The following is a 13368-nucleotide window of genomic DNA, read 5'->3' on the forward strand; positions in this document are numbered from 1 at the left end:
CCCGGCCCACGCTGGTCGTCCGGACCGTAACCGCTGGGGCCGGCCGGCAGGCTGCGCGGCGGCACAGCATGGCCACCCATCGGGCCGGGACCCATCGAACCGGGACCCATCGAACCGGGACCCATCGGGCCGGGACCCATCGGGCCGCCGGGGCCCATCTGGCCGGGACCGGCCGGGCCGCGCGGCGCCTCGTAACCGCCGCGGGGAGCTTCGTACCCACCGGTGAAGGCACCGGTGGGCTCGTCGTAGCGGCCGTAGCGGTCGGCGGGCGGGCCGGCCTGCGCGGGCATCGGCCGCGGCGGCATCGGCTGCGGGATCATGCCCCGGTCATCGCGCATCGGCGGGCCCATGCGCTCCGGTGGGCCCATCCGGTCACCCATCCGGGGGTCGCCACCGCGGCCGGCGCCGGTGCGCTCCTCAAGCTCGGCCAGCTGCCGCTCGACCCGGTCCAGGTGCAGGTCGACCTGCCACTCGTCGTAGCCGTTGAAACGGACCCGGAAGACGACGTCGTGAACCTCCTGGGAAGCCACCGGCGCGCCGACCTGTCGGCCGTCGAGCGTCGCCTCGACCCGGTCGAGAAAGGCATCCACCTCGTCGACCTTGTATCCCCGGCGGAGCGCCTTGCGCCGGAAACGCTGACCCTGACTCGCCACTATGTCTCCTGGTCTCGTTCGCCACGCCCGGTCACGCCGGTGCCTCTCCGGCGCGGTCGGTGAAGGTGTCGTTGTCCTCGGCGGCGGCGAGCTGGCCACACGCACCGTCGATCTCGCGACCTCGGGTGTCCCGTACGGTGGTGGACACCCCGGCGTCGCGCAACCGCCGGACGAACTCCCGCTCAACCGGCTTCGGGCTCGCGTCCCAGCGGCTGCCCGGCGTCGGATTGAGCGGGATGAGGTTCACGTGGGCCAACTTGCCGGCCAGCAACCGCCCGAGCAGGTCGGCTCGCCACGGCTGGTCGTTCACGTCCTTGATCATCGCGTACTCGATCGACACGCGACGGCCCGTCCGGGCGGCGTAGTCCCACGCTGCGTCCAGCACCTCAGCTACCTTCCAGCGCTGGTTTACCGGCACGAGTTCGTCGCGCAGATCATCATCGGGGGCGTGCAACGACAGCGCAAGGGTCACAGAGAGGTCTTCGCTGGCCAGTCGGCGGATGGCCGGAACCAGGCCGACAGTGGAGACGGTGATGTGCCGCTGGGACAGGCCGAGCCCCTCCGGAGCCGGGCTGACCAGGCGACGGATGGCCGCGATGACCCGGGAGTAGTTGGCCAGCGGCTCACCCATGCCCATGAACACGACGTGGGACAGCCGCGGCGGTGAGCCGGCGACGGCACCGGAGGCCGCCACGCCGGCCAGATAGACCGCCTGGTCGACGATCTCGGCGGTGGACAGATTGCGCGTCAGCCCGGCCTGGCCGGTCGCGCAGAACGGACAGGCCATGCCACAGCCCGCCTGGCTGGAGATGCAGACCGTCACCCGGTCCGGATAGCCCATCAGCACGCTCTCCACGAGCGCACCATCGTGCAACTTCCAGAGCGCCTTGCGGGTCGCGCCGTCGTCGCAGGCCAACTCACGCACGGGGTTGAGCAGCGTGGGCAGCAGCCGCTCGGCCAACCGTTGCCGGGTCGCCGCAGGCAGGTCGGTCATGGCCTGCGGGTCGCGGACCAGCCGCCCGAAGTAGTGGTTCGAGACCTGCTTGGCGCGGAAGGCCGGCTCACCCAACTCGGTGACGAGCGCCTGGCGGCCGGCCAGGTCCAGGTCGGCGAGGTGCTGTGGCGGCATGGAGGCCCGGCGCGCGGCGGGGGCGTCCGAGATGGCGGGGATCAACGGCAGGCTCGTCATGGCTGGTCCAGTGTGTCACGCCCTCGGCGGCAACTGCCGGTCCGGAGGTGCCGAACGGGCCGCGGCCGTCGGGGTCGGATGACCAGGACGCCGTGATTCATACCTCAGCTCACCACCGGCACGAAGATCGCCAGCAACAGGTAGGCGGTCGGCACCGCGAACAGGATCGAGTCCAGTCGGTCCATCAGGCCGCCGTGACCGGGCAGCAGGTTGCTCATGTCCTTGACACCGAGATCCCGCTTGATCATCGACTCGGCCAGGTCGCCGAGGACCGCCGCACAGGAGACGGCCACCCCGAACAAGGCGCCCCACCAGGGGGCCACCTCGAACATCAGCCACAGCAGCAGCGCGCTGCCCAGGGCCGCCGCGGTGACCGAGCCGGCGAAACCCTCCCAGGACTTCTTCGGGCTGATCGACGGCGCCATCGGGTGTCGCCCGAAGGAGACGCCTGCCGCGTACCCGCCGGTGTCGGAGAGGACCACCGCGATCAGGGTGGCCAGGATCCGCATCCAACCGTCGTCGGGGGCCGCCGCGAGCAGCGCCGCGAAACCCGCGAGGAACGGCACGTAGACGGCGATCAGGGTGGCTGCCGTGACATCCCGCTGGAAGCCGGCCGGACCGTCACCCAGCCGCCAGATCATGGTGCCCAGCACTGTGACAAGCAGCCCCAGACTGAGCGCGTCCGGGCCGGCGAACCAGGCCAGTCCCACGGTCAGCACACCACCGGCGAGCAACGGCACCAGCGGCGGATGCGCGCCGCTGCGCCGGACCGCCCGAGCCATCTCCCAGCTGCCGACGGCGACGGCGGCGGCGATCACCGGCAGGAACGCCAACGGGTAGAAGATCAGCGGCACCACGATCAGCGCGCCGAGGCCGAGCCCGACCCCGATCGCCGCCGGGAGGTTGCGGCCGGCCCGTCCGTTGCCCAACTGCTGGGTGGCCGGTCGGTCGGCGCTGGCCCGACGTCGGCCCTTCGGCCGCCGTCCGGTCGGCGGCTCCGGCTCGGTCACCGGGTCATCGTCCGGCAGGATCTCGGCCCCGATGGGCGCGAGCTGGGCGGTCGGGTAACCGGCGTCGTCGTCGAAGCGCGGCGGAACGTCTCGGTCGTCGAAGCTCGGCGACGCGTCTCGGTCGTCGAAGCGAGGTGGAGCGTCACCGTTGTCGTAACGCGGCGCGGCACGGTCGTCGTAACGGGGCGCAGCGGCAGGGTCGTCGAGACCGCGTGGCGCGGCACGGTCGTCGAAGCGCGACGGCGCGTCAAAGTCCTCGGAACGCTGGGCAGTGCCGGGGTCGGCGTAACGCGCCGGGGCGTCACCCGCTGGCGGGCGGTCGCCGTAGCGGTCGGGCTGGTTCCGATCGTCGTCGTAGCGGTCCCGGTCGGCGAAACGGTCGCGCCGGTCCCGGTCGTCGAAGCGGTCCCGGTCGTCCGGGCGGATTGCCCGGCCGTGCTCGTCGTACGGGTCGGCCGGGTGCGGCTCCGCGTACGGGCGGGTGCGTGGCTCGGCGTACAACTCGGGCCCGACGGCCGGACGGCGACTCCGCTGGCCCGCCTCAAGCTCTTGCTCGGGCCAGGGCAGGGCGACCTGGCGCTCCGGCCGGTCCCAGCCGCGCGGCTCGTCGGTGTAGGGGTCGGGGTGGGACATCACGCACCGCGACGCGGCACGAGTACCACCACATGACGCAAGACCACAAGCATCCCCTACACGCGCGACTGTGTTCCTCCGGCTCGACCGCCCCGACGGTCGGTCGATTCCCGGTGCGCACCGCCCGGTGGCCCGGAATCCTGCCGAGCCTACTGCACCCGCCGCGGGGGCGAGGCGGACGATGGCCCCCTGCCCGTCGGGTCCCCTACGGGGGTCGCGGTGGGCGGGATTCGGCGAGTCGCCGCGCTGCTACGGCGGCTGTGGCCCGACGGCGTCCCGAGAATCACGCCAGCCGCCCGGACGAGCGCCGGCGGCGCACCGACGCCTATCCGACCGTGCATCCGGGCGAACAGGGGATGACCCGCACTGCCCATCGATGGTCGGCTGTCGGTGCCGGCGTCCGCCGGCGCTTTCCAGCATGACAGCGGAGAAGGAGCGTTAGTGCGCAGAATCAGCCTGGCGGTGTTGACGATTGTCGCCCTCGTCCTGACGGCGGCCACACCAGCCACCGCGGCGACGCGGAACGCCAGCATCAGGATCGACCACCGCACCAGCGAGATCTACCTGTACGACGGGAGCCCCGACGGAACCGGGCCGGCGTTCCCGGCCGTCACCGCCCGGGGAGAGGTGCGCAACTGCCCGGCCGGCGTGTACTTCCTGTCGGCGTCGCTGACCCAGGACGGCCTGCCGACCTACTGGGCCACCGGCGGCCTCGGCGCTGGCGAGATCGTCTGCGACGGCGGCACCGCCAGCATCTCGATGGGTTTCTACCGGGCCGACCCGGTGCTGCACCCGGGTCGGGCCACCGTTCGCTTCGAGCTGCACGACGCGTACATCGGAACGACCCTGACCGAGACGACCCGTACCGTCCGGATCCCCCGCTGACGCCCGAACAGCACGAGGCCCGTCCCCGAATCGGGGGCGGGCCTCACGTCGGCTGCTGTCCCGGCGGACGCCGGGTGGGGCCTCAGACCTCCAGCAGCTCGGTTTCCTTGTGCTTCACCAGGTCGTCGACGTTGGCCACGTAACGCTGGGTCAGGTCGTCGAGTTCCTTCTCGGCGCGGCGACCGTCGTCCTCGCCGGCCTCGCCGTCCTTGACGATCCGGTCCAGCTCCTCCTTGCCACGGCGGCGGACGTTGCGGATGGCCACCTTGGCCTCCTCGCCCTTGTTCCGGGCCACCTTGATCATGTCGCGGCGGCGCTCCTCGGTCATCTGCGGGAGCAGGATGCGCAGCTGGTTGCCCTCGTTGTTCGGGTTCACCCCGAGGTCCGAGTCGCGGATCGCCTTCTCCATCGCATTGATCTGCGAGTTGTCGTACGGCTTGATGATGGCCATCCGCGGCTCGGGGACCGCTATCGACGCCATCTGGGTCAGCGGCGTGGGCGTGCCGTAGTAGTCGATGATGACCTTGGAGAACATGGCGGCGTTGGCGCGACCGGTACGGATGGCGCCGAACTCCTCCTTGGCGTGCTCAACCGCACGCTCCATCTTTTCCTCGGCCTCGAGGAGGGTGTCGTCGATCACCGGTCTCCTCGCCTCCTTCTGTGCTCGTGGTGGGCTCTGCGGAAAGTCGTCAGACCCGCCGTTGCCGTCGCTGTCGGCGGGGCTCAGGCGGTGATCAGGGTGCCGATCTTGTCGCCACCCACCGCGCGGATGATGGTGTCGTCACCCTGCGCGCCGAAGACCAGCATCGGCAGGCCGTTCTCCATGCAGAGGCTGAACGCCGCCGCGTCCGCCACCCGCAGGTTGCGGCGCAGCACCTCGGAGAAGGTGATCGAGTCGAGCTTGCTGGCGGTGGGGTCGATCCGCGGGTCGGCGGTGTAGACGCCGTCCACGCCGTTCTTGCTCATCAGCACCACGTCAGCCCGGATCTCCAGAGCCCGCTGGGCGGCCACCGTGTCGGTGGAGAAGTACGGCATGCCCGCGCCCGCACCGAAGATGACCACACGGCCCTTCTCCAGGTGCCGGATCGCCCGCAGTGGGATGTACGGTTCGGCGACCTGGGCCATGGTGATCGCGCTCTGCACCCGGGTCTCGATGCCTTCCTTCTCCAGGAAGTCCTGCAACGCGAGGCAGTTCATCACGGTGCCGAGCATGCCCATGTAGTCGGCGCGGGCCCGGTCCATGCCGCGCTTCTGCAACTCCGCGCCGCGGAAGAAGTTGCCGCCGCCGACCACCACGGAGACCTGCACGCCGCGGCGGACCACTGTGGCGATCTGCCGGGCGATGGCCTGGACAACATCCGGGTCGACGCCGATCGCGCCGCCGCCGAACACCTCACCGGAGAGCTTCAGCACCACCCGGCGGGCGCGCCCCGGCGGTGGTGCCGTCGGATCGTCCATCGCCAGCGTCCGGTCACTCACAACCTGCGTCATCCGCCTCGCCCTTCCCCACGCGTACGCCCCGTGCGGCGCGTACCGCGAACCTGCCGCTGCCGACCCTATGTGACGAGGAGGCCGCGGTGCCTGTCACGTACACCGGCGGCCTCCTCGTTGACGTCTTCTGCCCACGGGCGCGCGCGGCGCCCGGTGACGGCTCAGGCCTGGCCGACCTCGAACCGCACGAAGCGGGTGACCTCGATGCCGGCCTCGGCCAGCAGCTGCTTCACCGACTTCTTGTTGTCGGCGACGGAGGCCTGCTCGATCAGGACGTAGTCCTTGAAGAAGGAGTTCACCCGACCTTCGATGATCTTCGGCAGGGCCGCCTCGGGCTTGTTCTCCTCGCGGGCGGTCTGCTCGGCGATGCGCCGCTCGGACTCGACGACCTCGGCCGGAACCTCGTCCCGGGTGAGGTACTTCGGTCGCATCGCGGCGATCTGCATGGCCACACCACGGGCGTCGGCGTCGCCCGCCTCGTCGGTCTTGCCGGTGTACGACACCAGCACACCAACGGCCGGCGGCAGGTCCTGGGCCTTGCGGTGCAGGTAGACGGCGGTGGTGCCCTCGACCTTGGCGAACCGGTTGAGGACCAGCTTCTCGCCGATCTTGGCGGACTGCTCCTGGATCAGGTCCGCGACGACCTTGCCGTCGAGCTCGGTGGCGAGCAGCTCCTCGGCGGTGTTCACGCCGGCGCGCTCGCCGTGCTCGACCAGCTGCTGAGCCAGCGCGATGAACGACTCGGTCTTGGCGACGAAGTCGGTCTCGCAGTTGAGCTCCAGCAGCGCCTTGCCGGAGTGGGCGACCAGACCGTTGGCGGCCGTACGGCCGGCCCGCTTGCCGACGTCCTTGGCGCCCTTGACGCGCAGGATCTCGATGGCCTTGTCGAAGTCGCCCTCGGCCTCGGTCAGCGCCTTCTTGCTGTCCATCATGCCGGCGCCGGTGAGGTCGCGGAGCTTCTTGACGTCCGCGGCGGTGATTTGGGACATGGCTCTCTCTTCGGTGTTGAGACGGCGTGTGGATGGTCAGAGGTGCCGGTTACCCGGATCCGGGCGGATCGTGCCCGGCGTACCGTCGCTGCCCGCCGTTCGCGAAAACGGACGGCGGGGCAGCGACGGTGCGATCACTCCGCGGTGGCGGCCGCCGGCTGCTCGGTGGTGGCCTGCGCCGGCTGCTCCGGGGTGGCGGGCTGCTCGGCGGTGGCGGCAGCGGGCTGCTCGGCCGGGGCGGCCGACTCGTCGGCCTTCTTCGGCTCCAGCAGCTCGCGCTCCCACTCGGTCAGCGGCTCGTCGCTCGCGACACCCTCGGGCTTCTCGTCGTTGCCCCGGCGACGGCCGGAACGCGCGATCAGACCATCCGCCACGGCAGCGGCGACGACCTTGGTCAGCAGCTCGGCCGACCGGATCGCGTCGTCGTTACCCGGGATCGGGAAGTCGACCTCGTCCGGGTCACAGTTGGTGTCGAGCACGGCGATCACCGGGATGCCCAGCTTGCGGGCCTCGTCGACGGCGATGTGCTCCTTCTTGGTGTCGACGATCCAGACCGCGGCGGGAAGCTTCTGCATGTCCCGCAGACCACCGAGGGTGCGGGTCAGCTTGATCTTCTCGCGGGAGAGCTGCAGGGTCTCCTTCTTGGTGTAACCGGCGGCGGTGCCGCTCAGGTCACCCAGGCCCTCCAGCTCCTTCATCCGCTGGAGCCGCTTGTACACCGTCTGGAAGTTGGTCAGCATGCCACCGAGCCAGCGGTGGTTGACGTACGGCTGGCCGACCCGGGTCGCCTGCTCGGCGATCGCTTCCTGGGCCTGCTTCTTGGTGCCGACGAACAGGATGCTGCCACCCTCGGCGACGGTCCCACGCACGAACTCGTACGCCTTCTCGATGTACTCGAGGGTCTGGCGCAGGTCGATGATGTAGATGCCGTTGCGCTCGGTCATGATGAAGCGCTTCATCTTCGGGTTCCAGCGCCGGGTCTGGTGCCCGAAGTGGACACCGCTCTCCAGCAGCTGGCGCATGGTCACGACGGCCATGGTTGGGGTACTCCTCAAGATCCCTGGTTGTCACGCCCGGCCGGTGGCCGGGCGTCCTGGCGCCTGGTCGCCGACCCATGGTGGACCCGACCAAGATCGGGACCAGGGAGGCCGTCGCTCCACGACGATTCGTGAAGAGGGCGCGCGAGGTCGACCGCACAAGGCGGTCGCCAGTTGGCCAGTGTACGCCCCTCACCCGCCCACCCGCCCCGGGGTGCGCAGGTCTGTCCGGTGGCCGCGACGGTCCACCCGACGTGGCGGCGTCGCGCGGCGGGCGGCGCGGGGCGGCGGGCGGCGCGGAGCGCACGGCGGGCGGCGCGGCGTCCGGCGCGGCGCGGAGCGCACGGCGGGCGGCGCGGCGTCCGGCGCGGCGCGGAGCGCACGGCGGGCGGCGCGGCGTCCGGCGCGGCGCGGGGCGCAGGGCGCGGGGCGCGGGGCGCGCGGCGCGCGGCGCTGATCGGCGCGGCACCCCGCGATGATCGACTCGGCTTGCTGAAAACCGGTGCGTCAAGCCGACCAGGACACCCCGACTTCATGAAAACCGAGTCGATCAAGGCCCGGACACCGCGATTTTCTGAAAACCGAGTCGATCAAGGCGCGGCATGGGACATCGCGCCCCGGGCGTGGCGGCGGGACACCAGCGCAGGCCGGGACACCGGCCGCGTCGCATGACGCACCACGCATCGCGCACCCCGCATCGCGCACCCCGCACCCCGCACCGCGCACCGCGCACCGCGCACCGGACGCAGGGCGGGAACCCGGGCGCGGGACACCCCAGGCGGGACACGCCGGAAGGCCTGGCCGCGACGGTGTTGGCGGAGACAGGTGGTCGGCTGTGCCTGGTTCAGCCGGCCGCGAGCGCGGCGGCGAGGAAGAGCACCAGGCCGACGGTCAGGTATGCCGTGGGTGGACGCAGCCAGCCTCGACCACCGTCGGCGAGCGCCAGACCTCCGGTTCGTAGCCCGTACAGCCCGGTCGCGAAGATCGGCAGTCCGGCAACCAGGGCGATACCCACCACCACGTTGCCGGCGTCCACCGGGTCGCCGGTCACGCCCGCCAGCAGCACCCGCAGCGCAGGAATCTCGAAGATCAACACCAGCAGGGCGAAGAGTACGGCCAACACCGGCCGGCGGGTCCGGTAGACGCCGTCAGTCGCCGGGGCGTACGCCGGCTGCTCCGCAGCGGGCAGGTCGGGGCGCGGGCCGATCCCCGGCATGGGGCCGGTCGGCATCTCCAGCGGGTGCGGCGGGTCGCCGGCCCGGGTCGGCTCGACGATCGGGTACCCACCGAGCGGAGCGGGACGAGCCTGCTCGGCGGGCACAGCAGTCGGCGGGACGACAGTGGCCGTGGTGTCGTGGGCGACCTCCGGCGCGGGGGTGGTCAGCGGGGCAGCGGCCGACTCCCGGGCGGCCCGACGGCCGGGCAACTCACCGGAGATCTCCGAGGGGTCCCGATCCGCCCTCCGGGAGCGGGTCGCCCGGTACCCCTCGGTCTCCGGCCGCCCGTCCCCCAACGGATCGATCACGCCAAACCGCCCCGAGTCGGGCTCCGGAGCACCGAATCGCACGGGTGGAGCACCCACCGCCCCAAAGCGCCCCGAGTCCGACTCCGACGCGCCGAAACGACCCGAGCCGGACTCCGGCGTACCACCGAAACGACCCGCGTCCACCGCGCTCAGGCGACCCGAGTCCGACTCGGGCGTACCACCGAAACGACCCGCATCCACCGCGCCGAAGCGGCCGGAGTCTGGTTCCCGGCGTCGGCCGACGCCGGTGTCCTCGACGGAGCGGCCCTCGTCGGTGCCACGCTGCTCGGGGACCTCACCGTCCCGGTACCGCGATTCGCCAGTGCCGCGCCACTCCGACTCGCCGTAGTCGCGACCCCGCTCGTCGGGGTACCAGCGCGACTCCTGATCTTCCGGAAAGCTCCGTCGTCCGTCCACGGCAGGCACCGTATGCGACGGGCTTCGCCCGCGCCATTTCAGCCCGGCCCGGCCAGCTCCGGTCGCCCGCGAGGGATGCCATAGCACAGCGCGGGCATGATCGTCCGGTTGTCCACAGGGCACCCGTTGTCCACAGCTGGGCCGTCGTCGGGCTGGCCGCGCGGGCACCCGGGCGGGCACCGTGCCAGCCATGACGAAGCGGAACCAGGCGGTCGGCGCGTACGGCGAGCGGTGTGCCGCCCGGCACCTGACCGAGGCGGGTCTGCGCCCGATCGCCCGAAACTGGCGCTGCCCGGCCGGGGAGATCGACATCATCGCGTGGGACGGGCCGGTGCTCGCCTTCTGCGAGGTGAAGACCCGCCGGGGCGACGACTTCGGCACGCCGGCCGAGGCGGTCGTGCCGGCAAAGGCCCGCCGGCTGCGTGGGCTCGCCGCGCGCTGGCTGACCGAGACCGGCACGACCGCCGACGAGGTGCGTTTCGACGTGCTGTCGGTGCGGCTGCCCGACGCCGGCCCGGCGCAGGTGGTTCACCTCAAGGGTGCGTTCTGACATGCGCGCGGAAGGATCGGTGACGCGGCCGTGAGCTACGCGAAGGTGCTCTGCGTTGGGCTGGTCGGCGTCACCGGCCATCTGGTCGAGGTGGAGGCCGACCTGGCCGCCGGCCTACCGGCGGTGTTGATCTCCGGTCTGCCGGACACCGCCCTGCACGAGGCCCGCGACCGTGTCCGCGCGGCCGTGGTCAACTCCGGCCAGCGCTGGCCCAACCGGCGGATCACCCTCAACCTGCTGCCCGCCACGCTGCCGAAGTTCGGCTCGGCGTTCGATCTGGCCATCGCCGCGGCTCTCCTGGGCGGTTCCGGTGAGCTGCCGCTGCTTCCCCTGGAGGGGGTGGTGGTCCTTGGCGAGTTGGGGCTGGACGGCGCGGTCCGGCCGGTGCGCGGCGTACTCCCGATGGTCGCCGCCGCGGCCCAGGCCGGCGTCGGGCGGGTCATCGTCCCGGTCGGCAACGCCGCCGAGGCCGCGGCCATCCCGGGGGTACGCGTGCGAGCGGTGGACACCCTGCACCGGCTGGTCGCCTTCGTTCGGGACGGTACCCCGCTGATCGAGCCGCCGGAGGCCACCCCGACACCGGTCGTCGACGGGCCGGATCTCTCCGAGGTCGCCGGACAACAGGTGGGCCGGCGCGCGTTGGAGGTCGCCGCGGCCGGCGGCCACCACGTGGCGCTGCTCGGGCCGCCGGGCGCCGGCAAGACGATGCTCGCCGAACGATTGCCGTCGATCCTCCCCGAGTTGGACGACGAGGCGGCGCTGGAGGTCACCGCCCTGCACTCGGTCGCCGGGTTGCTGGCGCCGGGCGGTCGGCTGCTGCGTCGTCCGCCGTTTCAGGCACCGCACCACACCGCGACCGTGCCGTCCCTGGTCGGTGGTGGCTCAGGGCTGGCCCGACCTGGCGCGGTGTCGTTGGCGCATCGCGGCGTGCTCTTCCTCGACGAGGCCCCCGAGTTCAGCAAGGGCGCGTTGGAGGCGCTGCGCCAACCGCTCGAAGACGGCCGCATCCAGCTCACCCGCAGCGGGGGCGGCACGGTCTACCCGGCCCGGACCCAGTTGGTGCTGGCTGCCAACCCCTGTCCGTGCGCGAAACCGTCCGGTGATGCGCACTGTGAGTGCAGCCCGCTGGCCCGCCGCCGCTACCTCGGCCGGCTCTCCGGGCCGCTGCTCGACCGGATCGACGTACAGGTGCGGTTGATGCCGGTGACAGCGGCGGAGTTGCTGGCACCCGCCGACGGCGTCGAGTCCTCGGCGACGGTCGCGGCCCGGGTGTCGGCGGCCCGGCAGGCGGCGGCCGCCCGCTGGGCCGGCCTCGGCCGGCGGCTCAACGCCGAGGTGGAAGGCCCGCACCTGCGCCGACCGCCGTGGCGGCTGCCCGCCCGCGTCACCGTCGAGTTGCGTGGCCGGCTCGACTCCGGCTCGCTGTCGGCGCGCGGCTTCGACCGGGTGATCCGGATGGCCTGGACCATCGCTGATCTGGACGGTCGGGACCGGCCAGATCTGGACGACGTCCGGGAGGCGCTTCAACTACGGACGGGAGAGGCGACATGAGCGCCGATGACGAGCGCAGACTGGCCCGGGTCGCGCTGACCTGGCTGGCCGAGCCGGGCACCCGCGCGGTGCACCGACTGGTCAAACGGCACGGCCCGGTGGCGACCCTGGACCTGCTGCTCGACGGCGGCAGCCCGGACGGTTGGCTGCACACCACGGTCGCCGCACGCTCGGCGGCCGGCGACGCGCGGGCGGTAGCGGCGGAGGCGCTGGAGCGGGCGACCCGACTGGGTGCCCGACTGGTCACGCCGGATGACGAGGAATGGCCGGCCCGGGTTGACGGCTTGGCCGCGCTGCGCCTACCGGACGTCAGCCGCCGGGTGGACGGTGAGACCGCCCCACCGCTCTGCTTCTGGGTACGCGGGAGCTGGCCGCTCGGCGAAGCACTGGATCGCTCGGTGGCAGTGGTAGGTGCGCGGGCGGCCACCAGCTACGGCCAGCACGTCGCGACTGAGCTGGGGTACGGCCTGGCCGAACGCGACTGGACTGTCGTCTCCGGTGGCGCGTTCGGCATCGACGCAGCCGCGCACCGGGGTGCCCTCAACGCTGGCGGGCTGACCGTGGCGGTGCTCGCTTGCGGGGTGGACCGGCCGTATCCGATGGGCAACGCCGCGCTCTTCGACCGGATCGCGGACACCGGGCTGTTGGTCAGTGAGTGGCCGCCGGGCGCCGAACCACTGCGCCCCCGGTTCCTGATCCGCAACCGGGTGATCGCCGGAGGCACCCTGGGCACCGTTGTGGTGGAGGCGTCGGCGCGCAGTGGTGCGACGCAGACCGCTCGGCGGGCCATCTACACGGGTCGAGTGGCGATGGTGGTGCCGGGGCCGGTGACGTCGGCGATGTCCGTCGGCGCGCACGAGCTGCTCCGCGAGCAACCCAAGGCTCGGCTGGTCACCGGGGTGGCGCACGTGCTGGAGGAGGTGGGTCGGATCGGCGCGGACCTGGCCCCGCTGGCGCGCGGGCAGCAGCGGCCCGCCGACGCGCTCGACGACGACGCACGGTCACTGTTCGAGGCGCTGCCCCGCCGCGGTGCGATGGGTGTGGATCGGCTCGCTGCCCGCGCCGGTGTCGACGTACGGACGGCGTTGCGCAAACTGTCACTGCTGGAGGAGCTGTCCATGGTGGTCCGTCGCGACAACGGCTATGCCCTCGCCCCGCCCGCGAAACCGAAGCGTGCGACGGCGGCAACAGCGGCGGCGGAGACGTCAGCGCCGACCTAGCGCGCAGGTGGGTGCGCCACGGCAGAGCGGTCGGCGTGCTCGCCCGGACGCGCGAAACCGGTCGCACGCCGAAGCGGTCGGCACGCGGAAGCGGTCACGCACGGAGACGGTCGCGCACGGAGACGGTCGCGCACGAACCCGGTCGCACGCGGAAGCGGCCGGCACGCGGAAGCGATCACGCACGAGAGCGATCGCACGCGGAGGTGTTCAGCACGCGG

At 72.2% G+C, this 13368-nt stretch carries 12 protein-coding genes; 4 read left to right on the forward strand and 8 right to left on the reverse strand.

Translation table 11 applies throughout. The features are described 5' to 3' along the window. The 3 genes from AB0A95_RS02405 to AB0A95_RS02415 all read right to left on the reverse strand — a co-directional run. Positions 1-653: DivIVA domain-containing protein (locus AB0A95_RS02405; protein ID WP_357553785.1), on the reverse strand; the 653-nt coding region annotated here is incomplete at its 3' end. A 31-nt stretch (positions 654-684) separates the two neighbouring features. Further along, positions 685-1842, reverse strand: a complete 1158-nt coding sequence (gene rlmN / locus AB0A95_RS02410; protein ID WP_357553786.1) for a 23S rRNA (adenine(2503)-C(2))-methyltransferase RlmN — start codon at positions 1840-1842, stop codon at positions 685-687. A 104-nt stretch (positions 1843-1946) separates the two neighbouring features. Next, positions 1947-3485, reverse strand: a complete 1539-nt coding sequence (locus AB0A95_RS02415) for a phosphatidate cytidylyltransferase (RefSeq protein ID WP_357553787.1) — start codon at positions 3483-3485, stop codon at positions 1947-1949. Positions 3486-3926: 441 nt separating this feature from the next. Here AB0A95_RS02415 and AB0A95_RS02420 point away from each other — a divergent pair, with 441 nt between their 5' ends. Continuing rightward, positions 3927-4370: a hypothetical protein gene (locus AB0A95_RS02420; RefSeq protein WP_357553788.1), complete on the forward strand. Its 444-nt coding sequence runs from the start codon at positions 3927-3929 to the stop codon at positions 4368-4370. Between the two features lie 82 nt (positions 4371-4452). Here the strand turns inward: AB0A95_RS02420 and frr are convergent, their stop codons facing one another. The 5 genes from frr to AB0A95_RS02445 form a co-directional block, all read right to left on the reverse strand. Next, positions 4453-5010: a ribosome recycling factor gene (frr, locus tag AB0A95_RS02425; RefSeq protein WP_357553789.1), complete on the reverse strand. Its 558-nt coding sequence runs from the start codon at positions 5008-5010 to the stop codon at positions 4453-4455. 83 nt (positions 5011-5093) lie between these two features. After that, positions 5094-5861 (reverse strand): UMP kinase, encoded by a 768-nt coding sequence (gene pyrH, locus AB0A95_RS02430; protein ID WP_110562390.1) that lies wholly within the window; start codon positions 5859-5861, stop codon positions 5094-5096. Positions 5862-6022: 161 nt separating this feature from the next. After that, the gene (tsf, locus tag AB0A95_RS02435; protein ID WP_357553790.1) at positions 6023-6850 is read right to left on the reverse strand and encodes a translation elongation factor Ts; all 828 of its coding nucleotides are present in this window, start codon (positions 6848-6850) and stop codon (positions 6023-6025) included. A gap of 134 nt (positions 6851-6984) precedes the next feature. Next, the gene (gene rpsB / locus AB0A95_RS02440; RefSeq protein WP_357553791.1) at positions 6985-7887 is read right to left on the reverse strand and encodes a 30S ribosomal protein S2; all 903 of its coding nucleotides are present in this window, start codon (positions 7885-7887) and stop codon (positions 6985-6987) included. Positions 7888-8731: 844 nt separating this feature from the next. Continuing rightward, positions 8732-9829: a hypothetical protein gene (locus tag AB0A95_RS02445; protein WP_357553792.1), complete on the reverse strand. Its 1098-nt coding sequence runs from the start codon at positions 9827-9829 to the stop codon at positions 8732-8734. A 190-nt stretch (positions 9830-10019) separates the two neighbouring features. On the opposite strand from AB0A95_RS02445, the gene AB0A95_RS02450 reads away from it, so the two are divergent. From AB0A95_RS02450 to dprA, 3 genes are read left to right on the forward strand one after another with little or no spacing between them, the layout of a single operon-like run. Further along, the gene (locus AB0A95_RS02450) at positions 10020-10379 is read left to right on the forward strand and encodes a YraN family protein (protein ID WP_357553793.1); all 360 of its coding nucleotides are present in this window, start codon (positions 10020-10022) and stop codon (positions 10377-10379) included. 30 nt (positions 10380-10409) lie between these two features. Then, a complete protein-coding gene (locus AB0A95_RS02455) occupies positions 10410-11930 on the forward strand; it encodes a YifB family Mg chelatase-like AAA ATPase (protein WP_357553794.1) in 1521 nt (506 codons plus the stop codon). Beyond that, a complete protein-coding gene (gene dprA / locus AB0A95_RS02460; protein WP_357553795.1) occupies positions 11927-13150 on the forward strand; it encodes a DNA-processing protein DprA in 1224 nt (407 codons plus the stop codon). Before AB0A95_RS02455 ends, dprA begins: the two co-directional genes overlap by 4 nt. The last annotated feature ends 218 nt before the right edge of the window (positions 13151-13368 follow it).

Source organism: Micromonospora sp. NPDC049230 (genome assembly GCF_040647875.1).
Taxonomy (GTDB): Bacteria; Actinomycetota; Actinomycetes; order Mycobacteriales; family Micromonosporaceae; genus Micromonospora.

What these genes read in the sequence shown, in the direction of transcription:
- AB0A95_RS02415 (WP_357553787.1), bottom strand. Translation starts at nt 3,485, where the DNA reads ATGTCCCACCCCGACCCCTACACCGACGAGCCGCGCGGCTGGGACCGG.
- AB0A95_RS02450 (WP_357553793.1), top strand. Translation starts at nt 10,020, where the DNA reads ATGACGAAGCGGAACCAGGCGGTCGGCGCGTACGGCGAGCGGTGTGCC.
- rlmN (WP_357553786.1), bottom strand. Translation starts at nt 1,842, where the DNA reads ATGACGAGCCTGCCGTTGATCCCCGCCATCTCGGACGCCCCCGCCGCG.
- rpsB (WP_357553791.1), bottom strand. Translation starts at nt 7,887, where the DNA reads ATGGCCGTCGTGACCATGCGCCAGCTGCTGGAGAGCGGTGTCCACTTC.
- tsf (WP_357553790.1), bottom strand. Translation starts at nt 6,850, where the DNA reads ATGTCCCAAATCACCGCCGCGGACGTCAAGAAGCTCCGCGACCTCACC.
- dprA (WP_357553795.1), top strand. Translation starts at nt 11,927, where the DNA reads ATGAGCGCCGATGACGAGCGCAGACTGGCCCGGGTCGCGCTGACCTGG.
- pyrH (WP_110562390.1), bottom strand. Translation starts at nt 5,861, where the DNA reads ATGACGCAGGTTGTGAGTGACCGGACGCTGGCGATGGACGATCCGACG.